Source organism: Arthrobacter sp. UYP6 (genome assembly GCF_040547315.1).
Lineage (GTDB): Bacteria > Actinomycetota > Actinomycetes > Actinomycetales > Micrococcaceae > Arthrobacter_B.
On record NZ_JBEPPM010000001.1, the window covers coordinates 17189 to 40570 of the forward strand.

Consider the following 23382-nt stretch of genomic DNA (forward strand, 5'->3'; position numbering starts at 1 on the left):
ATGGGATTAGCCCTTGGCGCGTGCGCGGGTGACCTTGGCACGCTCGGAAGCGCCCAGGACCAGCTTGCGGATGCGGATGGACTCCGGAGTAACTTCAACGCACTCGTCTTCGCGGGCGAACTCGAGCGACTCTTCCAGGGTCAGCTTGCGCGGCGGAGTCAGGTTTTCGAAGGTGTCCGAGGAAGCGGCACGCATGTTGGTGAGCTGCTTTTCCTTGGTGATGTTCACATCCATGTCATCGGCGCGGGAGTTCTCGCCAACGATCATGCCCTCGTAAACCTCAGAGGTGGGCTCCACGAAGAAGGAACCGCGTTCCTGCAGCTTGATCATCGCGAACGGGGTGACGACGCCGGAGCGGTCAGCGATCAGCGAACCGTTGGTGCGGTACTCGATCGGGCCAACCCAGGGCTCGTAGCCCTCGGCGATGGAGGAGGAGATACCTGCGCCGTGGGTTTCCGTGAGGAACTTGGTGCGGAAGCCAATCAGGCCACGGGCGGGAACAATGAATTCCATGCGGACCCAGCCGGTGCCGTGGTTGGACATGTTGACCATGCGGCCCTTGCGGACGGCCATCAGCTGAGTGACGGCGCCGAGGTATTCCTCGGGTACGTCGATGGTCATGTGCTCCATCGGCTCGCACTTCTTGCCGTCGATCTGCTTGGTCACAACCTGGGGCTTACCCACGGTCAGTTCGAAGCCTTCGCGGCGCATCTGCTCCACGAGGATGGCCAGCGCGAGCTCGCCGCGGCCCTGGACTTCCCAGGCATCCGGACGCTCGGTCGGAAGAACCTTCAGCGAAACGTTACCGATCAGTTCCTTGTCGAGGCGGTCCTTGACCTGGCGGGCGGTAACCTTAGCGCCCTTGACCCGGCCGGCCAGCGGCGAGGTGTTGATACCGATGGTCATGGAGATGGCCGGATCGTCAACGGTGATCAGCGGCAGCGGCATCGGGTTGTCGATGTCGGTGAGGGTTTCACCAATGGTGATGTCCTCGATGCCGGCGACGGCAACGATTTCGCCGGGGCCGGCGGAGTCGGTCGGAACGCGATCCAGTGCCTTGGTGGCGAGGAGCTCGGTGATCTTCACGGACTTCAGGGTGCCGTCAGCGCGGGCCCAGGCAACGGTCTGGCCCTTATGCAGGGTGCCGTTGAAGATGCGCAGCAGTGCCAGACGGCCCAGGAACGGCGATGCGTCCAGGTTGGTCACGTGGGCCTGCAGCACGCCGTCCGGGTTGTAGGTCGGGGCCGGGATGTGGTCGATGATCGTCTGGAACAGCGGTTCCAGGTTGTCATTCGCCGGAGCGGAACCGTCAGCCGGCTGTTCCAGGGAAGCGGCGCCGACGCGGGCAGCTGCATAAACAACCGGAACATTCAGGACGAGGTCCAGGTCCAGGTCCGGAACTTCGTCCGCAAGGTCCGAGGCGAGGCCCAGGAGCAGGTCCATGGCTTCGCCGACTACCTCGTCGATGCGGGAGTCGGGGCGGTCGGTCTTGTTGACCAGCAGGATGACGGGCAGCTTGGCGGCCAGCGCCTTGCGCAGCACAAAGCGGGTCTGCGGCAGCGGGCCCTCGGATGCGTCAACGAGCAGCACAACGCCGTCCACCATGGACAGGCCGCGCTCTACTTCGCCGCCGAAGTCGGCGTGGCCGGGGGTGTCGATCACGTTGATGGTGATGGTTTCGCCCTTGGCAGCAGGACCGTTGTAGAACACTGTGGTGTTCTTGGCCAGGATGGTAATGCCCTTTTCGCGTTCCAGGTCACCTGAGTCCATCACGCGCTCTTCCACGTTTCCGTGGGAGGCAAACGAGTTCGTCTGCTTCAGCATGGCGTCGACGAGGGTCGTCTTACCGTGGTCAACGTGGGCCACAATCGCAACGTTGCGGAGATCGCTTCGTACTGCGGTATTTACAGCCGTGTTGGTTTCTGACATGCGTGAGGACTCAATTCATAGGAGATAAGTTTCGAAGGTGGTGCACAGTAGCCCGGTCATGTGTCCGGGTTGATCCGGCCGTTCTGTACGAATCCCGCTCTGCACGTATGCTCCGTAAGAATGTACCGAAGGCGCCGCCGTCAGCGGGCACGCTAATATTCTAGTCCGAAGACCATAAGTTCCCTAATGGACCTCTTGGAAGCGGCGCCCGCCGCGGAATCCGGGCGCTGGAGCGGACCACAGACAGCAGGCAGGCAGCCCCCTAATCGGGCTACCTGCCTGCTGCCTGTGCGGCTGGAACAGCTGGAGCTAGGCCACCTGCGGCGGAAGTTCCAGGCGCGAGCCCGGAATAGCGGCGAGGAGGGCCTGCGTGTAGGCCTGCTGCGGAGCGTCGAACACCTCGTCAGTGGTTCCGGTTTCCACCAGCTTGCCCTTTTCCATCACGCAGACAAAGTCCGCGATCTGACGGACAACAGCCAGGTCATGGGTAATGAACAGGTAGCTCAGGCCCAGTTCGGACTGCAAGTCCGCCAGCAGGTTCAGGATCTGCGCCTGGACCAAAACGTCCAAAGCCGAAACGGCTTCGTCACAGATGACCACTTCCGGGTCCAGTGCCAGGGCACGTGCAATGGCAACGCGCTGGCGCTGCCCGCCGGAGAGCTCGTTGGGGAACCGGCGCATCACCGATGAAGGCAGTGCCACCTGGTCCAGGAGCTCACGCACCTTGGCTTCCCGGGACTTGGTGTCCCCGATCTTATGCACCCGCAGCGGTTCTTCGATGGTGCGGAAGATGTTGTACATCGGGTCCAGGGAGCCAAACGGATCCTGGAAGATCGGCTGCACGCGGCGCCGGAACGCGAACAGGCGCTTGTTGTTCAGTGTGGTCATATCCACGCCGTCAAACAGGATGGACCCACTGGTGGGTACCTCCAGGTTCAACACCATGCGGGCCACGGTGGACTTGCCCGAGCCTGACTCGCCAACCACCGCCGTCGTGGTGCCTCGCTTGATGTTGAAGGAGACGTTGTCCACCGCGGTGAAGTCGGTGGACCGGCCCAAACCGCTGCGCAGCTTGAAGACCTTTGTCAGGTCCTTGACCTCAATGACGTTGTCCGCAGCCTTGAGGACACTGCTGTCCTCCGAGGTAAGCAGGTCACTGCTTTCAAGGCCCCTGCTTTTCGCAGAGTCAATGCGCTTGGACGCGAGCGAGGGAGCGGACTCCACAAGCTTGCGAGTGTAAGGGTGGCGCGGGTTGGTGAGGATTTCCAGAGCCGGGCCTGCCTCCACCACCCGTCCCTTGTACATGACGACAACCTTCTGTGCACGTTCAGCCGCCAGACCAAGATCGTGGGTGATCAGCAGTACAGCGGTGCCCAGCTCTTCGGTCATGGTTTCAAGATGGTCCAGGATCTGCCGCTGGACGGTGACATCCAGTGCGGAGGTGGGCTCATCTGCGATCAGCAGGCGCGGCCGGCAGGACAGCCCAATGGCGATCAGCGCACGCTGACGCATGCCGCCGGAGAACTCGTGCGGGTACTGCTTGGCGCGGCGGGCCGCGTCCGGCAGGCCGGCTTCCTCCAGGACCTTGGCAATATCCGACGCCGCATGGGGCAATCCGTTGGCCCGCAGCGTTTCCTTAACCTGGAAGCCGATCTTCCACACCGGGTTCAGGTTGGACATCGGGTCCTGCGGGACCATGCCAATGGAATTACCGCGCAGTTCCTTGATCCTCTTTGCGCTGGCGTTGGAGATGTCTTCGCCGTCAAAGAGAATCTGGCCCGAGCTGACGCGGCCGTTGCCGGGCAGCAGGCCAATGGCCGCCAGCGCCGTGGTGGACTTTCCGGATCCGGACTCCCCCACAATGGCGACGGTTTCACCGGGCATGATCGTCAGGTGGGCGTTCCTGACCGCTTCAACATCGCCGTTTGCGGTGGAGAAGGTGATAGCCAGGTCGCGGATTTCCAGCAGCGGCTGGGGCTGTGCAGTGTTGAAAGTACGTTCAGTGTTGAGTGTCATCGTTTACGCGCCTTCGGATCAAGAGCATCGCGGATAGCGTCACCGAGCATGATGAAGCTCAGCACGGTAATGGACAGCGCGGCTGCGGGCCAGAGCAGGGTTGCGGGATTGGTCCGCAGCGAGGTCTGTGCAGACGAGATGTCGTTGCCCCAGGACATAACGCTGGGCGGCAGCCCGATTCCCAGGAACGAAAGCGTGGACTCCGCAACAATGAACGTTCCGAGCGAAATGGTGGCGATCACGATAACGGGTGCAATGGAGTTCGGAACCACATGCTTGACCAGCGCGGAGAACTTTGAGACGCCCAGAGCCTGGGAAGCAACCACAAAGTCGGCATTGCGGACGGAGATCACGGCAGCACGGGTGATACGCGCAACCTGGGGCCAGCCGAAGATCAGCAGAGTGACCACCACGGTCAGCACTGTCCGGTTAGTCCGGAACGCCGGGAGCTGCATGATGATGATGGCACCAAGGATCAGCGGCAGGGCGAAGAAGATGTCACCTACACGGGCCAGGACTGCGTCCAGCACGCCGCCGTAGTAGCCGGCCAAAGCGCCGACAATTCCACCGATGATCACAACGGCGATGGTGGTCAGCACGCCGACCATCACCGAGGCGCGCGCTCCATAGATAACGCGGGCGTACACATCGCAGCCCTGGAAGGTGAACCCGAGCGGGTGCCCGGCTGAGGGTCCTGCGTTGGAGTCGGAGAGCATGCAGCCTTCATCCGGCGAAGCGCTGGTGAACAGGCCGGGGAAGGCCGCCGCAGCCAGGATCAGGAGGATCAACAGGCTGGAGATGATGAACAGCGGCTGTTTGCGAAGGTTTCGCCAAGCTTCCCCCCAGAGGCTCAGCGGCTGAAGATCTTCCTTGACCTTGTCGGTCTCAGCCAGAGGGGTCTCCTCCAACGGAGCAACATAATGTTCGATGATTGTGCGGTCTTTATGCATAACGAATCCTCGGATCAAGCCAGGCGTACAGGAGGTCTACGAGAAGATTGGCTACAACGTAGACGAGGACAAGGACGCTCACGATCGAAACGATGGTGGGTCCTTCACCCCTGATTACTGATTGGTAAAGCCGCTGTCCCACACCGGGGACGTTGAAGATACCTTCAGTGACGATGGCACCGCCCATGAGCGCGCCAAGGTCGGCACCGAGGAACGTCACCACGGGTATCAGCGAGTTACGCAGGATGTGAACAGTGACAACCCGCGGGCGGGAGAGTCCCTTGGCGGTGGCCGTTCGCACGTAGTCGGCGTTCATATTCTCAATAACGGAGGCGCGCGTCAGGCGCAGCACATAGGCAAAGGACGCGAGCCCAAGCACTACTGCCGGCAGGATCAGATCCGACCAGCCGGCGTTGCCGCCCACGGTTGGGCTGGTCCATTGGAGTTTCACGCCCACCACAAACTGGAGCAGGAAGCCAAGGACGAAAACCGGAATAGCGATCACGACCAGTGAGAGAACCAGCACCGTGCTGTCGAAGATCTTGCCCTTCTTCAGACCGGCGATGAGGCCGAAAATGATGCCGAAAACAGCTTCAAAAAGGAGCGCGAGAATAGCCAGGCGGATCGTCACCGGAAAGGCCTGCGCAAGAACGTCTGTGACCTGGCGGCCGGAGAAGTCCACGCCCAGGTCAAAAGTCACCAGGTTCTTGAGGTAGAGCAGGTACTGAACGATGAACGGCTGATCCAGGTTGTACTGGCTGCGCAGCTCCGCAGCGACGGACTCGTTAACGGGCTTGTCACCGAAAAGGGCCGCTATGGGGTCTCCGGGAAGGGAGAACACCAAGAAGTACACGAGGAAGGTAGCCCCAAAAAAAACGGGAATCATTTGCAGGAAGCGCCGAATTACGTACCCGGCCATCAGGAACGGCCTCCGGAGCACATGGGGGGATTTAGATGTCGCATTTTTTATGCCTGTTCTTAGATAGAACCCGAAAACGATTCGGGGCCCGGCTTGTGGCCGGGCCCCGAATCGGTCGGTCTGGGTTCTGCTATTTACCTGTTATTTCGTAGTACACCGGAACGCCGTTCCAGCCGGTTTCAACGTTGTCCACGTTGTCACTCCAGCCGGACTGAGCCACCTGGTACCACAGCGGGATAACGGGGAGATCCTTCAGCAGGATTTCCTGTGCCTGGTTGAAGATCTCAGCTCCGGCTTCCGGGGAAGAGGCGGCGAGTCCTTCACTGAGCATCTTGTCGAACTCTTCGCTCGAGTAGTCACCGTCGTTGGATCCTGCGCCGGTGCCGTACAGCGGGCCCAGGAAGTTGTTCAGCGACGGGTAGTCTGCCTGCCATCCGCTGCGGATGGCACCGGTCAGTGACTTGCCGGTAGCATCGGCGCGCAGTTCCTTGAACGTTGCGTACGGCTTGCCTTCGGCATTGATGCCCAGGTTGTTCTTGAGACCGTTGGCTACGGCGTCAACCCATTCCTTGTGGTTGGCATCGGCATTGTAGCCCAGAGTGAAGGCCTCGCCTGCGGGCCAGGGGGAGATCTTCTCGGCCTGAGCCCAGAGGTCCTTGGCCTTTTCAGGATTGAATTCAAGCACCTCGTTGCCGGGGATGCTGTCGTTGTAGCCCTCGATCACCGGAGCGGTGAATTCGGTGGCCGGTTCGCGGGAACCGGAGAAGATCACGGAGGTGATTTCTTCGCGGTTGATGGCCATGGAGATGGCCTGGCGGCGCAGCTCACCGGCTTCGCCGGAGAACTCCGGCAGGTAACCGGGGATGGTGATGGTCTGGTTACCGGCGTAGGCCTTCTCGGAGTAACGCCCCTCGCCCAGGTCGGTCTTGAACGTCTTCAGGGCACTGTTGGGCATGGTGTCCAGGATGTCCAGGTGGTCCGACTGCAGATCTGCGTAGGCAGAATCGAAGGAGGAGTAGAACGTGAAGGTCACGCCACCGTTCTGCGGTACACGGGTTCCCGTGTAGTCAGGGTTGGCCACCAGGTCAATATCAACCTCGTGCTCCCAGGCGCCTTCGCCGGCGAGCATGTACGGGCCGTTACCCACGGGGTTTTCACCGAAGGTCTTCGGGTCTGCAATGGCACCGGCAGGCAGCGGGAAGAAGGCGGTGTAGCCCAGGCGCTGCGGGAAGTCGGATTCCGGCTGGCTGAGCTTGACGGTGAAGGTGTTGTCGTCAACAACCGTCAGGCCGCTCATGGTGTCTGCTGTTGAGCCCTCGGCGCTGACTGCGTCATATCCTTCGATGCTCTCGAAGAAGTAAGAGTTCAGCTGCAGGTTCTTGGCAGCGGCACCGAAGTTCCAGGCGTCCACGAAGGACGAAGCCGTAATGGCCTCTCCGTTGGTGAACTTCTGGTCGGCCTTGATCTTGATGGTGTAGGTCTGGGAATCCTCAGTCTCAATGGACTCCGCAAGTTCGTTGACCGTCACGCCGTCGGCGTCATAGCTGACGAGTCCTTCGAAGAGCAGGTCCATGATGCGTCCGCCACCAACTTCGTTGGTGTTGACCGGCATCAGCGGGTTCTGCGGCTCGGTGCCGTTGGCCGTGATGATGGCGCTGGAATTGACAGCGGCGTCATCTGAACCGGCGTTGTCGGATCCCCCACCGCAGGCGCTCAGCGCCAGAGTGGCAACGGCCGCGACGCTGAGCAGTTTGGAAGTGCGTGTGAAGCGCATTCCGCCTCCTATGTTCTGAAATAAGGCTGACATTGAGCGTCAGCAGTGCGGCCCCCCAAACAGTGAGCCGACTCACAAGTTCAAAAGCATATTGCTTTGGGCTTCACCGTACTAATCACGAGGGGTAGCAAATGACCACAATGAGGGGTTTGGAGGGTTCCCACAGGGCCTGAGGGTGCCCCTCATCAGGAAATATATAGAAAGACATGCGCATGTAACGATTTGGCATACGGGCGTCGTGTTACGACTCAATGGTGTCTTTTTGCTTCGTGGCGTGCCATCATCTCACCCAGTGCGCCTCGGGCGTGTCGAAGGTCACTAGCGGATAACGGACCACTCCCAGAAGTTCCACCACAGCCCGGTGGAATTAGGCATGTATTCCACCCGCTCTATCGAGTCCGCGGATGCCTGCAGCCCGGGCACCTGATAGAGCGGCAGCCCGTAGCGCTCATCCCAGATGAGCCCGTCAATACGGATCTGGAGCTCGTTCTGGCGCTGTTTGTCGGTTTCCGTGACCAGCTCATCCATGAGCGAGTCAGCCTCGGGGTTGGAAAACCCGTTGTAGTTGGAGGCCGCGCCCGTACGAAAGACCTGGGGAACCCCGGATACGCCCACCCCTGATGCGGTCCAGCCAAAGAGCGCTGCGTCGTAGCTGCCCGTCCCCAGCTGGCCCGCCCAATCAGCGGCGGGGAGGCCGCCGTCGACCACGTTAAAACCTGCTTCCGACGCCGACTGTTCGATCAGCTCGAAGGCAACGGCACGGTTGGCGTTGTCCCGGTTGTAGAGGATCCGCACCTCCGGCGTCTCGTCGTCGAGCAATTCACGGGCCCGGTCCAGGTCCACTTCCGCGAACTCGCTGGATCCGTTCGCGGCGGCGGCATCTTCATAGGCGTCCTGATCGGTGAGGAAGACTTCGGAGTCCAGCGGTTTGGCCCCCGGCTGCAGCTGTGCCGCGGTGGCATCAACGATGGCCTGCCTAGGCACGGTCTCCATGAACGCCTCGCGGACATCCTCGTCCGCAAAAACGCCGGTGAAGCTCAGGTCCAGGTGGTCGTACGCAAGCTGGTTGCCCTGGTGCAGGTTAATGTTGCCCAGGGCCTCAAGCTCGGCCAGCGTGCTGCTGTCCGGCTGCGGGGAGATGATGTCCACCGTGCCGTCCTTCAAGGCAGACACCTGGGCGGCAGGATCCTGGAGGAAACGGACCATGATCCGGTCCAGCTCCGGCTCCGGCCCCCAGACGTAGTCCTCGTTGCGGACCAGCGTGAGGGAGACCCCCGGGTTGATGTCCGAAACGATGTAAGGGCCGTTGGAAAGGTAGAGGGCTGGGTCTTCGGGAAGGCCCTGCGTCGCAAAACCGGTGTTCCAGAAATCAGCGACGGCGCGCAGGTCCGGGTCCACGGGAGCCGGTTCCAGGGGATTTCCGGCCGGAGTGTCCCGAATCAACGTGGTCAGGGCCTTTTCATCGGCCAGCCCGGCACCCCGGGCCACGACGTGGGCCGGAACCCCGATCCCGCCGTCGTCCGTCAGAGATCCGAAGGCTGTCTCCCAGTCCGCGTACGGCTGCGAATACGTCAGCGTCAGGGAGCGGTTGTCTTCGCTAATTTCCGGCAGGTCGGTCAGAGCCAGTGCTTCGGTGGACCCGGCATAGTCGAAATAGCGTGTGCCCGAGAGGACGGTGCCGTTGACGGCCGTGAGCTCGTCGTTGAACCGGCCGGATGCCGCCGCCCAGGCGAGCAGCATGTCATCGGCGCCCACCGGGGCGCCGTCGGACCAGGCCACACCCTCGTTGACCGTGTACTTCACCACCAGCGGATCCTCGGAGACTTTCTCGTAGCTGCCAAAGTCTTCCAGCTTCACGATGTCCAGGTTGTTGTCCACATAGTTGAAGCCCGAGTGCGTGGCGTAGGCGATCCTGTTATTCACATCCGTATTGCCGGACGCCGTCTGCGGATTGAAGGAGCTGAAGGCGTTGGCCTCCGCCACATGGATCTCACCGCCCGGCGTGGGCGAGACTCCGGGCGTGTCCTCGGAGCCGCCTTCCTCCGCCGTACAGGCACTCAGGGCCAGGAGTGCTGCCGCGCAGGCCACACCAAGCTTGGTCAGGCGGTCAAAACGCATTGCTGCTCCCCGGGACGTTATGGCGCTGATCGCACACCCTGTGATGATGACACACTGGGCCGGTCCAGACGAGCATCAGGCGAGGCGTACCTCAGCCTCAGCAGGGAGGGCCACGGAAGCCGCGCCCCTCCCTGTATCGGATTTGGCATCACCCTTTCACGGTGAATCCAGCCTTTAGCAGCGTGTTGTCCCGCGACGACGGGCCGACGAGAAGCTCGAACTCCCCCAGTTCCACGACCCGCCGTCCTGCGGCATCCACGATCGTGCATTCGGCGACCGACAGCTCCAGCCGGACACGCACTGTCTCCCCGGGCGCCACCTCGACCTGGCAGTAGGCTTTGAGCTCCTTATCGGTCCAGCTCACCGAGGTGACCATGTCCCGCACATATACCTGCACGGTCTCCAATGCCGGGCGCGCCCCGGTGTTGACAAGCGTGACGTGGCCAACAATCGTTCCCGACGCTCCCAGCACGGTCTGTTCCAGGACCAAGCCTTCGTACCGGACCGTGGTGTAGCTGAGTCCCTCGCCGAACGACCAGGCAGGAGTCTGGGTCAGGTCGGCGTAACGGTCGCCGTGCTGGCCACGGATCTGGTTGTAATACGTCGGTTGCTGCCCCACGTGCCGCGCAAACGAGATCGGCAGGCGCCCTGAGGGGTTCACCTCGCCCGCGAGGATCTCGGCGAGCGCCCTTCCACCTTCCATTCCGGGATTCGCCGTCCAGATCACGGCTGCAGCGCGCTCTACGGATGCCGGCAGCACGAGCGGCTTGGATGCGAGCAGCACAACCACCACCGGTTTCCCGGTGGCGATCAGCGCGTCAAGAAGAGCGTTTTGCCCGCCGACCAGCTCGAGGGTTGCCGTTGAGCGGCCTTCGCCGATGAGTTCGATCCTGTCCCCGACGACGGCGACCACCACATCAGCCCCGTCCGCCAGTGCCACCGCTTCTGCGATAAGTGCCTGATCCGGCCCGCACGGCACAACGTGCGGAGGGCGGGGTTGCCCATCAGGGAAGGTCGCCCCGGCGGGGTCCTGCTCCAGGGTGAGGATGCCGGCACCCTGCGCAAAGCTCACCGTCCATCCGGCCTTCGCGATATCGCGAAGGCCATCGAGCACGGTCGTGATCATCTCGCGGGGTTGGCCGTCGAGCCAGCCCGCTTGGCCCGATCCTCCGGCCCAGTCGCCCAGCTGGGTCTGGGCGGCGTCGGCCAGCGGTCCCACCACGGCGATCCGGGTCGGCTGGACAGGTGACAGCGGCAGCAGCCCGTCATTTTCCAGGAGCACGATCGATCGGCGGGCCACCTCCAGGTTCAGCTCGGTGTGCGCAGCCTTCCCCACAATGCTCTCCATGTCAGCGGCGGGAAGCCGGGGGTCCTCGAACAGCCCAAGCTCAAACTTCAGGGTGAGAATGCGGGCCGCTGCCGCGTCGAAAGCGTCCGCGGAAAGCAGTCCGCTGTTGACCGCGTCCAATGCACCCTCAAAGAACTTGGGGGTTGTCATGATCATGTCGTTGCCGGCCACTACTGCAGCGGCGGCCGCATGCGTGTAATCAGGCTGGACCTGCTGTTCCCAGACCATCCGGCCAACGTTGTCCCAGTCGGTGATCAGGGTGCCGGTGTATCCCCATTCGCCGCGCAGGACGTCGCTGAGGAGCCAGTCATTGATCGTGATCGGTACCCCGTCCATGCTCTGGTATCCGAGCATGAAGGACCGGCAGCCCTCGCGGGCGACCCGCTCGAACGGCGGCAGGAACCACGAGCGGAGCTTGCGGCGAGATATGTCCGCTTCGTTGGCGTCACGTCCTCCCTGCGTCTCCGAGTACCCGGCGAAGTGCTTGGCGGTTGCCAGGATCGCCGTCGGATCCGATAACCCGTCGCCCTGATAGCCCCGCACCATCGCCGAGGCCAGCTCACCGATGAGGAACGGGTCTTCGCCAAAGGTTTCATTCACGCGGCCCCAGCGCAGGTCCCGGGAAATGCACAGCACGGGAGAAAAGGTCCAGTGCACGCCGGTGGCAGCCACCTCGACCGCAGTCGCACGGGCAACACGCTCCAACAGTCCGGCGTCCCAGGACGCAGCCATCCCCAGTTGCGTCGGATAGATCGTGGCGCCCTCCCAGAAAGAATGCCCATGAATGCAATCCTCGGCGACAAGCAGCGGTATACGCAGCCGTGTCTGCGCAGTGAGCTCGTTCGCGCGCAAAATGCGCTCTGGTGAAGTGTGCAGAATGGACCCAACATGCTTGCGGAGCACATGGTCCTCAAGACAATCCCGTGCATCAAGCTGGAGCATCTGTCCCACCTTCTCCTCCAGCGACATCCGGCCGACGAGGTCGGCAACACGGTCTGGAATCGATAGTGAGGGGTCCTGGTACGGCAGGGAATCAGGAAGGATTTCCGGGGTCATCATTTGGTGTACTGTGCCTTGTCCTCTGTAGGAGTTTCCGTAGTGGTGCGGACAACGGTCACGGCGTCGTTGACGTCGAGGCCCTTCTTTTTCAATGCCCTGGCCCGTTCCCCGGCCGAACGCAGGCGTGGGTTGACATACTCGTCAATCCCGAAGTTGATCAGTGACAGCGCGACTCCGAGGATGGCGATGCAGAGGCCAGCCGGGACGTACCACCACCAAAAATTCGGGAAAGCGCCGTTCTGCTGCGCCCAGAACAGGATTGTTCCCCAGTTCAGGTTGCTGATGGGAATCACTCCGATGAAGGCGAGGGTGGTGAGGCCCAGCACCGCCGCAGTGACGGTCCCGACAAAACTCGATGCGATGATAGCCATGAGATTCGGCAGCATCTCCACAAGAATGATCCGGTGGAGTGGCTCGCCGTTTGCACGGGCCGCCTGGATGAAGTCGCGGTTGCGCAGCGACATCGTCTGTGCCCGGAGCACCCTGGCACCCCATGCCCAGCCGGTCAGGGCGAGGACGGCCGCAATAAGGACCAGCGGCGGGTTCTCGAACTGCGACGCCACAATGATGATCAGCGGCAGCCCGGGGATGACCAGGAAGACGTTGGTTACGGCGGAAAGCGACTCGCTCCGCCAGCCGCGGGTGTACCCAGCGATAACGCCCATGAACACGGCGACGGCTGTGCCCATGATTCCCGCCAGGAAACCGACCACAAGAACGCCTCGCGTGCCGTAGATGATCTGGCTGAAGACATCCTCACCCATGTGTGTGGTGCCGAGCAGATGTGCCCATGATGGGGCCTGCCGGAGCGCCGTGAAATCCTTTTCGAGGGGCCCGTAAGGGGCAATAACGCCTCCGAATATTGCAACTAGGACGAAAACACCGAGGATGATGATGCCAGTCAACGACTTCGGATTGCGGAACATTGCGAACGACGAAGCCAGCTGCGACCGGAATGTCTTCTCGTCAGACGGTTTGCCCGTCAGCTGTGAGCGCTCGGTCTCTGCTGCGGGGCGATCGTCGTCGATCGGCCGGGTGAGGTTTTCCGGGATCGTCATATCAGGCCTCCGTTTGGCGTGTGCGGGGGTCAAGGACCGCGTAGGCGATGTCAGCGAGGATATTTGCGCACAGCACCGCGAGCGTGATGATGAGGAACAGGCCCTGCATGAGCGGAAAGTCCTTGGCCGTAGTCGCATCAAGCAGAAGCTTGCCGACACCGGGATACGAGAACACCATCTCCATCACGATCGTGCCGCCCACGATAAACCCGATGGACAGCGCAAAACTGGACAACTGCGGCAACATCGCGTTGCGGGCTGCGTAGTTCCAGAGCACACGGCTGTTCGGCATGCCCTTTGCCTGCGCAACGGTGATGTAGTCCTCGTCGAGCACCGTGAGCATCATGTTCCGCATGCCGAGGATCCAGCCGCCCAGCGATGCAATGACAATCGTGATCGCCGGCAGTGCGCCGTGGGCTATCACTTCCCCAATGAAATCGAGGGTGAATTCGGGGGACGACCCTTTGTCATAAGCGTGGGATGCCGGGAACCAGCCCAGCACCGTCGAAAACACGGCGATCGCAATCAATCCGAGCCAGAAGTACGGCACCGTGCTGAAGAACGTGGAGATGGGAACGATGATGTCCGCTTTACTGCCGCGGCGCCATCCAATAAGCGCACCCGTTGCGGTGCCGAGAACGAAGGACACGACGGTGGCGATCCCCACAAGTCCCAGCGTCCATGGCAGCGCCGAGGCGATTACGTCGCCGACGGGTGCGAGGCCGTTCGAGAAGGAGCGCCCGAGATCACCGCTGAACAGCAGCGCCCAGTAGTCGAGGTACTGCTGCCATACGGAGGTGTTCTCGTCCAGTCCGAAGAGAATGCGCAGGGAGCGGGCTGCTTCCGGGGTGATCTTTCCAGCGTTGCGCTGCATATAGGCGGTGACAGGATCACCTGACATGAGCCGCGGCAGAAAAAAGTTTATGGTGATGGCTGCCCACGCAGTGAACAGGTAGAAAGCGGTGCGACTAGCAATGAAACGGACGGGGATTTTCATGCGCCATCACCTTCGCCCGGGCCCGACACGGTCGCGAAGAACTTTTCCGGGTCGGGCGACGCTGCCCGAAGTTCCCTGGTGTATTCATGCCGGGGGTTCAGGATGACCTCGTCCGCAGGACCGTGTTCGACCACACGGCCACGGTGCAGAACCATAATTTCGTCGCTGAAGTGACGGGCTGTAGCGAGGTCATGGGTGATGTAGAGCAGTCCCAGCCCTTCCTCCCGTTGCAGATCCGAGAGCAGGTTCAGTACGCCGAGACGGATCGAAACGTCCAGCATTGACACCGGTTCATCGGCGACGAGCAGCGCCGGCCGGGAAGCGAGGGCACGTGCAATCGCGACACGCTGCCGCTGCCCACCCGACAACTCATGCGGGCGGCGGTCGATGACGGCATCCACATCCAGACGCACCCGGTCAAGAAGGCGTCTTACCTCCGCCTCGGTTTCGGCCTTGGGGACGACGTTGTCCAGCCGGAGCGGACGTTCGATGTTGTATCTGATGGAGTGATAGGGGTTGAGCGAGGCGAACGGATCCTGGAACACCATCCGCAATGTCTGCCGGTAGCTGCGGAGCCCCCGCCCCCGGCGCGGAATTGGCTTGCCGTCCAACAGCACCCGGCCGCTGGTAGGCGTCTCCAGCTGGGTCAGGATCTTCGCGATGGTCGATTTGCCACTGCCGGACTGACCTACCAGCGCAATCGTCTCGCGGTCGTGGAGGGTGAAGCTGACGCTGTCAAGGGCAAGCATCGACGATGCGCCGCGCACCCGGAAGCGCTTAGAAACGTTTTCGAACTCGAGCGTGGTCATCGAACCAGGACTCCCCTCTCACCGGTGAGGCGCGGGAACGACGCAAGCAGCGTCTTGGTGTATTCATGCTGCGGACGTTCCCAGAGCTCGCGCGCCGAAGCGAGTTCAACGATCGCGCCATCACGCATGACCGCAATCCGGTCGCTGATTTCCAGCAGCAGCGGGAGGTCATGGGTGATGAAGATGACCGAGAATCCAAACTCGTGGCGAAGGTGCGAGATCTTCCGCAGGATTTCGCGCTGCACCAGGACGTCCAGTGCGGTGGTGGGTTCGTCCATGACCATCAGTTGTGGACGCAGAGCAAGCGCCATCGCAATCATCACGCGCTGGCGCATGCCGCCGGACAGCTCATGGGGATAGGAACGGACACGGTCGCGCCCGACGGCGACGATCTCCAGCAGCTCCTCGCAGGCAGAACGGCGCTCGCGTCTGGAGAGATCAGGGCGGTGCACCTGGAACACATCATCGAGTTGCGCCCCGATGGTCGTCACCGGGTTGAGTGCGTTCATGGCGCCTTGGAACACCATTGACACTTTGTCCCACCGGAAACGGCGCATTTCCTCGGCTCCGAGGGAATTGACGTCGATGTCAGTACCGGATGAATCGTGGAATGTCACGCTTCCGCTGGTAATCACCGCAGGTGCGCGGAGCAGGCGCTGGACTCCGTAGGCGAGCGTAGTCTTGCCGCACCCGCTCTCACCGGCGAGCCCGAGGATCTCACCGCGCTGTAATTCGAGGGTTACGTTCTTGACCGCCTTCACCGGCGGGTCGACGTCGTACACGACTGAAAAATCGCGCACTGTGAGAAGGGCTTCGGGCATCAGTTAATCCCTTTCAGGGAGTCGCCAAGGGAGGAGCGGATATTTTGGGATCCGCCCTCTCCCCCGGCTCGCACTACTCGGCGGGTGACAGTTTCGTGAGAATCAGCGGAACGGTGACCTGCACCGGGTCGGCCGTCGCGTACTGGTCTTCCTCACTCGGCCACCCCGCGTAATTGCGGGTGTTGTACTCACCCAGTGCGGGGTGGGTCCCCACCGGGATTACCGGCACCTCCTCAACGAAGATCTTCTGGATCTCCTCGAGCGCTTTGGTGCGGTCCTCATCGCTTCCCGAAGTCGCATAGGTGTTCAGAAGTTCCGTGGCCCGGTCGTTCTTGTAGCGGCCAAAGTTGTAGTCCACAGCCTCGCCCGCCAGCAGCCACCGGCCGTCCATCGTGTCGGAGTAGAGGTCATACGGGGTTGTGCCGCTGTCCGTCCAGTGCATGATGGCGTCAAAATTGCCGGAACGCTTGTTCTCCCACCAGGTATCGGCGTCGGGCGTGTTGACCTTCGCATCGGCACCAAGGGTTTTCTTGACCTGGTCCGCAATGAGGCTGATACCTGTTACATAGTCATTCCACCCCTGGGGCACCTCGAGCGTGAACGAAACAGCTTCGCCGTCGGGGTCGATGAGGGCCTCGTCCGCCCAGGTGTAGCCGGCCTCCTCGAGGATTTCTCGCGCCCCTTCGACGTCGAGGGAGAGTTCCGCATCCGCATATTCGGAAGCGATGTACTGCTCGCCGATCGGGGTCGGCAGCCCGGTCACCGACGTCAGCTCGGGTCCGGCCTTCTCCCTGGCGATCTCAGTATGTGCGGCACGGTCAATGACCATGTTCACTGCCTGGCGGAAGGCCAGATTGTTGAACGGCTTCTTCTGGTGATTCAGGAAAAGGACATCCGGGGCCATGACGTTTGCCGGCCAGAAGACGTTGTGCTCGGGGTCCTTATCGACAAACGCACTCTGCACATCGGGAATGAACGCCTGCGCCCAGTCGGCCTCGCCGTTGGCAAGGGCGGTGGTCAAAGCGGTGTTGTCGTTGTACGACACGTAGTACAGAGTCGGTACGGCGAGGTCGCCGCCCCAGTAATCGTCGCGTGCCTGGAGGGTGACTGACTGGCTGCTGAAGCTGTCCAGAGTGTAGGGGCCGGTACCGACGGGGTCGGGATTGGCCTCAGTGGTCGGGTCTGAAACATCGGCCCATATATGTTCAGGGACCATCGCGGTATGTAAAACCTGCCCCTGCTTGACGAACTTCGACTCGGCGAACGTGAGCACGACGTTTTCGCCGTCCTTCACGATGTCGGTGAGCTGCAGGTTCCCGGTGTCCAGTGCTGGAGTATTCCGGATCAGGTCGAAGGAGAAGATGATGTCGTCGGCAGTGAAATCCTCGCCGTCATTCCAGGTCACATCGGTCCGCGGGGTGACTGTGAGCTGGGTGTAGTCGTCGTTCCATTCGACTTTCTCGGCGAGCCACGGTGTGGTCTGGTTCTCGCCGACGGCGTTAACCATGGCGAGGGGTTCGAAGATGACGTTCTTGTATCCGAGCTTGTTCGCTGACGAATCGCCGACCCATGGGTTGTTCGACTCCGTGGCGATGGCACCGTCAGGCTTAGCGATGGTGAGCGCCGCGCCTGCCTCGGATTGCCCGTCTGATCCCGTGTCGCCGCCGCAGGCGGTGAGCGCCAGAGCCGTGACGAGACCGACGGCGATGAAGGATGTTTTAAGCCTCATTGCTTCTCCTCATGTGATGCAGCACCGCCATGGTGCGCATACCGGTTTACTTACTTGCTGACCAGTAAGTAAGATTGGACGGTACCACATGTTAGAAAGATCACAAGGGGCAGATCAAAGCCCATCGTCACCGCCAAAGGGGATACCCTGACACACGAAATGAACAGCAATATCCCCCGCAGCCGGCCAGCCACTCAGCGCAAGCGGTCAGAGATCCTCGAAGCCGCCATCGACATCTTCGGCAATAAAGGCTACGCAAACGGGACTCTGGCCGATATAGCGGAACAGGTGGACATCACCCACTCCGGCGTCCTCCATCATTTCGGGTCAAAGCAGAATCTTCTGCTTGAGATGCTCACGTACCGGGATGAGACAGACGTTGCCGATCTCGACGAGCGGCACATCCCGGACGGTCCGGAGCTCTTCCTGCACCTTGTGCGAACGGCCCTGGCAAACTCGCGGCGCGCCGGCGTCGTGCAGGTCTACACGGTGCTGTCAGCAGAGGCAGTCACGGATGAGCACCCGGCGCGCCCGTTCTTCGACAAGCGGTACACAACCCTGCGAGGAGAGGTCTCAGCTGCCTTCCGGGTGCTGTGCGAACAAGAGGGCGTCACCGAGCCGGGCACAATCGGCTCAGCTGCCGCCAGCATTCTGGCTGTAATGGACGGACTGCAATTGCAGTGGCTTCTGCACCCGCAGGAAATAGAACTCGCAGAGACCACCGAGTTTGCCATCCGCGCGATCGTGAACTCGGTACTTACTCCAGGCCCGGAGCTGTCCGAGTACGTCCGGAACCACAAGGATTGACTGTGGAGTACTGGCCCTGCACGACGCGTCGCAGCGTCGCGGATGGGATGATCGGAAACATCACTATCACACCGTGACCAACCAAAGGACGCTTATGAAAATCACCATTGTCGGCGGGTCCCAAGGCACCGGAGCACAACTCGCTGCGCTCGTTCAGGCAGCGGGCCACGAGGTCACCGTTGTTTCCCGGAGCGGGAATGCGCCAGCCGGCGCCCGGGTGATCACCGGGAATGCGGCAGATCCTGAAGTGGCTGCCCGGGCCGTGGCCGGAGCCGACGCCGTCGTTGTCACTGTAGGAGGGGCCAAGGGCGTGTCCCGGCAGCGTGCCGCTGTCACCGAGAGCGTTATCGGTGCGATGCAGAAGGCCGGCGTGCACCGGCTCCTCGTGCAGTCCTCGCTGGGTGCGGGCGATTCCGGCTCGCAGATGCCCGCACCGCTGCGGCTCGTCATGCGGACGGTGCTCGCTAAGGCGCTGGCCGATCACAACGAGCAGGAGGCTGCCGTTCAGAGTTCCGGCCTGGACTGGAGCATTGTCCGGCCCACCGGCCTCACGGACAAGGAACCGACCGGCACATGGAAGGCCCTGGAAACGGGCGACGACGGCCGAATGGGCGGCTCGATCCCCCGCCGGGACCTGGCCGCCTGCATGCTCGGCATTCTCACCGATGACTCCACGATCGGCAAAGCCCTCGGGGTGAGCAGCTAACCCGGCCCATCAGGCCCCCGAGGCTCGGCCGGCGAGGCGCGGCAGCAGACGCTGCGCGTTTTGCCATCCAATCGCGTCTCGGTCCTCGGGAGAAAGATAGTCAGCAGAATTGATGGCTGTGGCCGCTCCCGCCGCCATGTCCATTGAAAAGGGATGATCACTGCCAAACACGAGTTGGGACTGGCCGATCACGTCTCCTGCCAGCGCCAGCACCGGCTCCTGAAAGGAAATCGCAGTATCAAAGTGGAGCCGGCGGAATTGGTCCCGCGCATTTCCGCGGATTTCGCTGCCGGGGACAACCTGAGTGGCGTCAAGCAGATCAAAACGCTGCACGATAAACGGGACCGTTCCGCCCGCGTGGGAGAAGATGTACCGCACCGAGGGCGTGCGGGCAAAGGTGTTGGAATAGTGGAGCCGGGCAATCGCGCGCGTGGTGTCGGCGACGTAGTCGATGACGAAGTCAGGGATGCCAAGAGTGTGTGCAACGGCGTCAGGTGATGCAGTGGGGTGTACAAAGACGAGGGCCCTACGCCGCTCCAGCGCCTCGAAAACAGCATCAAAGGCCGGGTCCCCGAGGTAAGTACCCATGTAGTTGGTTGACAAGATCACCCCGTCAAGGCTGAGCTCATCGAGGATACGGTCGATTTCAGCGATGCTCTCATCGACATAAGGCAGCGGAAGGATCCCAAACCCGCCAAAGCGGTCGGGGCGGTCATGGACTAGCCCCGCTAGGAAGTCGTTGCACTCCCGCGCCATCTTGACGGTACCCGGGATATTTGTGGAAGACACGTTGACGGCAACGGATGAAACTGCGGTTCCGATCCTGTTGTCATCCATGAAGGACAGCATCCCGTCCTTGCTCCACGCAGGCATCCGCAACCTTGATTCGCCGCCAGCACCCAACGAGTCGGCCAGTTCCTGGGTCAGCGCTGGCGGAATTACGTGATGATGGAAATCGATCAATCCGTCTGGCTCCATGGCTTTGCCTCCCGCGTTCCGGTGCGCGCTCTGGGCCCGCACCATTGATGCTCCTCCGGCCATGGGGGCGTCATCAAGCCTTTTGGTCCCCGCCGGGCACGTTGAAGCGGAACTCGACCATCACATCACCCTTCAATCTGAACTGATCTGGATGTTGCCGGCGGGATACCGATCTCCTCAACGCCATGGGTGCCGCACCCCGTCTTTGTTGCGGCGGCATGCTCGATGCGGCTCACACGAAACCAGCGCATGTCGCGGCGTAGCCGGCACCAGCCGATCAGATGCCAGTGCCCGTTCGTCGAAGCAAAGATTACTGGCTCAACGTCCCTGGTGGTCTTAGTGCCGTCCTGTGCCGTGTAGCGGATACGAACCACTCGCTGCTCAGACATCGCTTCTTCAAGCGCCGATCTGACGGCACGCGTTCCAGGCTGATCTGTGTTGACCCAGATGCGGCGCGCCAGTTCATTAGCCTTCACCCGGGTCCGAGGATCAAGCACGTCCATGATCTTCCTGATGGCGACCGAAGCAAGATCTGCGTAAGGCGCGTCCGAAGCAGCCGAGACCGCCGCGAGAAGAGCCACCGCCTGAGCGGGAGTCAGGCTCACAGGAGGGAGGTTAGCCTGGGTGGCCAGACCATATCCCCCGCCGGGTCCCGGACGGGACCAGATCGGAGCCCCGCTGTTCTCCAGCGCCTCAAGATCTCTCTTTATCGTGCGCACAGACACCCCGAACTCAGTGGCCAACCGGTCTGCCGTGCATCCGCGGGACCCGCTGCGCCGCAGCATCTCCGACAATGCGTGGAGCCGCTCCACTCGTTTCATCTCGCCACCCAATCACTGAACCGTGCCATAAATAGTGCCATACTGTTGGCCGAGAGTCGTGTGAGGATCATGGCATGACAACAGCCACAAGCAATCCAACGTTCCTCCTGATTCCCGGCCACTGGCTGGGAGCATGGGCATGGGACGAAGTCCTGGAGCACCTAACATCCATGGGCCACCGGGCGGTCCCGCTGACACTTCCCGGCCTCGACGCAACCGATTCCAACAGGGCAACCAGAACACTGGATGAGCAGGCAGCGGCAATCGAGCAGGCCGCCGCCGGCAGCTCCGGGCCAGTGGTCATCGTGGCACACAGCGGGGCCAACGCTCCGGTGAGTCTTGTGCTCGATCGGCACCCCAACCTGGTCAGCCGTGTGATCTGGGTTGACAGCGGCCCGGCAACCTCCGGGGCCGCCTCGGCCCCCGGCTTTCCCGAGGAATCGGAGGAGCTTCCGCTGCCACCCTTCGAGATGCTCGGAGAGCAGGCCAGCCTCGCGGGCCTGAGCGCCGACGCACTTGAGCGGTTCCGGGAACGCGCAGTGTCCGAGCCCGGACCTGTCCTTCGTCAGATTGTGGAACTCTCAAATGACGCCCGCTTCGACGTACCCACCACTTTTGTTTGCTGCTCAATGCCGAGTTCGCAGGTGCTGGAGCTGGTCGAGGCCGGCCATCCGATGTTCGCGGAGGTTGCCAGTCTCAAGAGCGTTGATTACATCGACCTTCCGACGGGCCACTGGCCTATGTGGAGCCGCCCCTCCGACCTCGCACGGATACTTGATGCGGCATCCTCAAAGAACCGGGACTAACACTGATGCGGACCTGCGAAACGCGCGTTTATCGATGACCGTCGTTACGCGGCCGGTCCCGTGAAGCACGGGCGCAGACAAGTCCGTATCTCCGCGTATGCTTCGGCTATGTCAATCGCTCAGTTGCCGGCCCGTCCCTTGATCCGCAAAGGCGTCGCAATCATCACCGCCGCATTGATTCTCGCTGGCTGCACCAGCAGCCCGGGCCCCGAGCATGATTCGGAAGCAGCATCACTGGCCCTGAACACGCTCTCCAATTCCGTCACGCAGGATGGCCTTGAAATGTACGGAGGGGCAGCCGGTGTTGGCGGACCGGCGCAGAGCATACAGTTCGAGGTCCCCCTCGACCGTAATGGCCTGAGAATTTCAGGCCTATGTTCGGGTGGCGACGGCACCGCTCTAGTGAGCCTCAACGAGCAAGGCCCGTTTGAACTACCGTGCAGCGAGGAGGGCGCAGGCCAAGAGATCACTTCCTCGCTGCCTTTGCAGGGCATTCGCTTACTGGTCAAGGTGGAGGGCGGCCCGGAGAATTCAACGTGGGCTGTTGCAGCCACGAGTGCACCGTGAGAGTACTGGTCCGCCGCCAACATAAAGTACCGCCCCGGCCATCACGCAAGGGCGGCACTTTTAGCGGATTCAGGCAAAAAGCTAAACGTTGAAGCGGAACTCCACCACGTCGCCGTCGGCCATGACGTAGTCCTTGCCTTCAATGCGGACCTTGCCGCGGGACTTCGCCTCGGCCATGGAACCGGCCTCCGCCAGGTCCTCAAAGGAGACAACTTCGGCCTTGATGAAGCCGCGCTGGAAGTCGGAGTGGATGACGCCGGCAGCCTGCGGGGCGGTGTCGCCCTTGCGGATGGTCCACGCACGGGTTTCCTTGGGACCGGCCGTCAGGTAGGTCTGCAGGCCCAGGGTGTGGAAGCCAACACGGGCCAGCTTGTCCAGGCCGGACTCTTCCTGGCCGCTCATCTCGAGCATTTCGCGGGCTTCTTCTTCGTCCAGCTCCACCAGGTCGGCTTCGAGCTTGGCATCCAGGAAGATCGCATCCGCAGGGGCTACCAGGGCGTGCAGTTCTTCCTGGCGCTCCGGGCTGGCCAGCACGGCGTCGTCCACGTTGAACACGTAGATGAAGGGCTTGGCGGTGAGCAGGCTCAGCTCGCGCAGGTGCTCCATGTCCAGCTTGTCCTTCTCCACGGAAGCGAAGATGGTGTCGCCGCGCTCCAGCACAGCCTGTGCGGCCTGCATGGCAGCCAGCTGCGCGGCGTCGCGCTTCTTGATCTTGACTTCCTTCTCCACCCGCGGGATCGCTTTTTCCAGCGTCTGCAGGTCGGCCAGGATCAGTTCGGTGTTGATGGTTTCCATGTCCGAGCGCGGATCTACCTTGCCGTCCACATGGATGACGTCGGGGTCATCGAACACGCGGATCACCTGGGCAATAGCCTCGGCTTCGCGGATGTTCGCCAGGAACTGGTTGCCCAGCCCTTCGCCTTCCGACGCGCCCTTGACGATGCCGGCAATGTCCACGAAGGACACCGTTGCCGGAAGGATGCGCGCGGAGCCGTGAATCTCGGCCAGCTTGGCCAGACGCGGATCCGGCAGCGACACCACGCCGACGTTCGGTTCGATGGTGGCGAACGGATAGTTCGCCGCCAGCACGTTGTTGCGGGTCAGCGCATTGAACAGGGTTGATTTGCCGACGTTGGGCAGGCCGACGATGCCAATAGTAAGAGCCACGTT

The 23382-nt window shown here is 61.9% G+C and carries 19 protein-coding genes; 4 read left to right on the plus strand and 15 right to left on the minus strand.

Going from position 1 to position 23382, the window contains the following annotated elements; genetic code table 11:
• Window positions 1-6 precede the first annotated feature (6 nt).
• The 12 genes from typA to ABIB35_RS00160 all read right to left on the minus strand — a co-directional run bounded on the left by typA (window position 7) and on the right by ABIB35_RS00160 (window position 17527).
• Window positions 7-1929 carry a translational GTPase TypA gene (gene typA / locus ABIB35_RS00105; RefSeq protein ID WP_354177884.1) on the minus strand — a complete coding sequence of 641 codons (1923 nt, stop codon included), beginning with the start codon at window positions 1927-1929 and terminating at the stop codon, window positions 7-9.
• A 309-nt stretch (window positions 1930-2238) separates the two neighbouring features.
• Entirely contained in the window at window positions 2239-3945 is a 1707-nt protein-coding gene (locus tag ABIB35_RS00110) for an ABC transporter ATP-binding protein (protein WP_354177886.1), read from the minus strand.
• Window positions 3942-4895: an ABC transporter permease gene (locus tag ABIB35_RS00115; protein WP_354177888.1), complete on the minus strand. Its 954-nt coding sequence runs from the start codon at window positions 4893-4895 to the stop codon at window positions 3942-3944. The genes ABIB35_RS00110 and ABIB35_RS00115 overlap by 4 nt, the downstream gene beginning before the upstream one ends.
• Window positions 4888-5814 (minus strand): ABC transporter permease, encoded by a 927-nt coding sequence (locus ABIB35_RS00120; RefSeq protein WP_354177890.1) that lies wholly within the window; start codon window positions 5812-5814, stop codon window positions 4888-4890. The genes ABIB35_RS00115 and ABIB35_RS00120 overlap by 8 nt, the downstream gene beginning before the upstream one ends.
• Window positions 5815-5944: 130 nt before the next feature.
• Window positions 5945-7588 (minus strand): peptide ABC transporter substrate-binding protein, encoded by a 1644-nt coding sequence (locus ABIB35_RS00125; protein WP_354177892.1) that lies wholly within the window; start codon window positions 7586-7588, stop codon window positions 5945-5947.
• 318 nt (window positions 7589-7906) lie between these two features.
• Window positions 7907-9706 carry an ABC transporter family substrate-binding protein gene (locus ABIB35_RS00130; RefSeq protein WP_354177893.1) on the minus strand — a complete coding sequence of 600 codons (1800 nt, stop codon included), beginning with the start codon at window positions 9704-9706 and terminating at the stop codon, window positions 7907-7909.
• A 148-nt stretch (window positions 9707-9854) separates the two neighbouring features.
• Window positions 9855-12110 (minus strand): exo-beta-d-1,3/1,6-glucosidase, encoded by a 2256-nt coding sequence (locus ABIB35_RS00135; protein ID WP_354178361.1) that lies wholly within the window; start codon window positions 12108-12110, stop codon window positions 9855-9857.
• Window positions 12110-13171, minus strand: coding sequence for an ABC transporter permease (locus ABIB35_RS00140; protein WP_502915687.1), 1062 nt, complete (start codon window positions 13169-13171; stop codon window positions 12110-12112). The genes ABIB35_RS00135 and ABIB35_RS00140 overlap by 1 nt, the downstream gene beginning before the upstream one ends.
• 1 nt (window position 13172) lies before the next feature.
• Window positions 13173-14168 (minus strand): ABC transporter permease, encoded by a 996-nt coding sequence (locus ABIB35_RS00145; RefSeq protein WP_354177895.1) that lies wholly within the window; start codon window positions 14166-14168, stop codon window positions 13173-13175.
• Window positions 14165-14977 carry an ABC transporter ATP-binding protein gene (locus tag ABIB35_RS00150; RefSeq protein WP_354177896.1) on the minus strand — a complete coding sequence of 271 codons (813 nt, stop codon included), beginning with the start codon at window positions 14975-14977 and terminating at the stop codon, window positions 14165-14167. The genes ABIB35_RS00145 and ABIB35_RS00150 overlap by 4 nt, the downstream gene beginning before the upstream one ends.
• A complete protein-coding gene (locus ABIB35_RS00155) occupies window positions 14974-15798 on the minus strand; it encodes an ABC transporter ATP-binding protein (protein ID WP_354177898.1) in 825 nt (274 codons plus the stop codon). Before ABIB35_RS00155 ends, ABIB35_RS00150 begins: the two co-directional genes overlap by 4 nt.
• Window positions 15799-15871: 73 nt before the next feature.
• Window positions 15872-17527: an ABC transporter substrate-binding protein gene (locus ABIB35_RS00160; protein ID WP_354177900.1), complete on the minus strand. Its 1656-nt coding sequence runs from the start codon at window positions 17525-17527 to the stop codon at window positions 15872-15874.
• 159 nt (window positions 17528-17686) lie between these two features.
• On the opposite strand from ABIB35_RS00160, the gene ABIB35_RS00165 reads away from it, so the two are divergent.
• The gene (locus tag ABIB35_RS00165; protein WP_354177902.1) at window positions 17687-18334 is read left to right on the plus strand and encodes a TetR/AcrR family transcriptional regulator; all 648 of its coding nucleotides are present in this window, start codon (window positions 17687-17689) and stop codon (window positions 18332-18334) included.
• Between the two features lie 94 nt (window positions 18335-18428).
• A complete protein-coding gene (locus tag ABIB35_RS00170) occupies window positions 18429-19040 on the plus strand; it encodes an NAD(P)-dependent oxidoreductase (RefSeq protein ID WP_354177904.1) in 612 nt (203 codons plus the stop codon).
• Window positions 19041-19049: 9 nt separating this feature from the next.
• Here the strand turns inward: ABIB35_RS00170 and ABIB35_RS00175 are convergent, their stop codons facing one another.
• Both ABIB35_RS00175 and ABIB35_RS00180 read right to left on the minus strand, forming a co-directional pair.
• Window positions 19050-20063 (minus strand): amidohydrolase family protein, encoded by a 1014-nt coding sequence (locus tag ABIB35_RS00175; RefSeq protein ID WP_354177905.1) that lies wholly within the window; start codon window positions 20061-20063, stop codon window positions 19050-19052.
• Between the two features lie 80 nt (window positions 20064-20143).
• Window positions 20144-20839: a helix-turn-helix transcriptional regulator gene (locus tag ABIB35_RS00180; protein WP_354177907.1), complete on the minus strand. Its 696-nt coding sequence runs from the start codon at window positions 20837-20839 to the stop codon at window positions 20144-20146.
• A gap of 74 nt (window positions 20840-20913) precedes the next feature.
• Between ABIB35_RS00180 and ABIB35_RS00185 the strand changes: the two genes are divergently transcribed.
• The gene (locus tag ABIB35_RS00185) at window positions 20914-21645 is read left to right on the plus strand and encodes an alpha/beta fold hydrolase (protein ID WP_354177909.1); all 732 of its coding nucleotides are present in this window, start codon (window positions 20914-20916) and stop codon (window positions 21643-21645) included.
• Window positions 21646-21753: 108 nt separating this feature from the next.
• Entirely contained in the window at window positions 21754-22212 is a 459-nt protein-coding gene (locus tag ABIB35_RS00190) for a hypothetical protein (RefSeq protein ID WP_354177911.1), read from the plus strand.
• An 81-nt stretch (window positions 22213-22293) separates the two neighbouring features.
• On the opposite strand, the gene ychF is transcribed toward ABIB35_RS00190, so the two are convergent.
• Complete coding sequence (gene ychF, locus ABIB35_RS00195; RefSeq protein WP_354177913.1) at window positions 22294-23379, minus strand: redox-regulated ATPase YchF; 1086 nt, start codon at window positions 23377-23379, stop codon at window positions 22294-22296.
• Window positions 23380-23382: the final 3 nt, after the last annotated feature.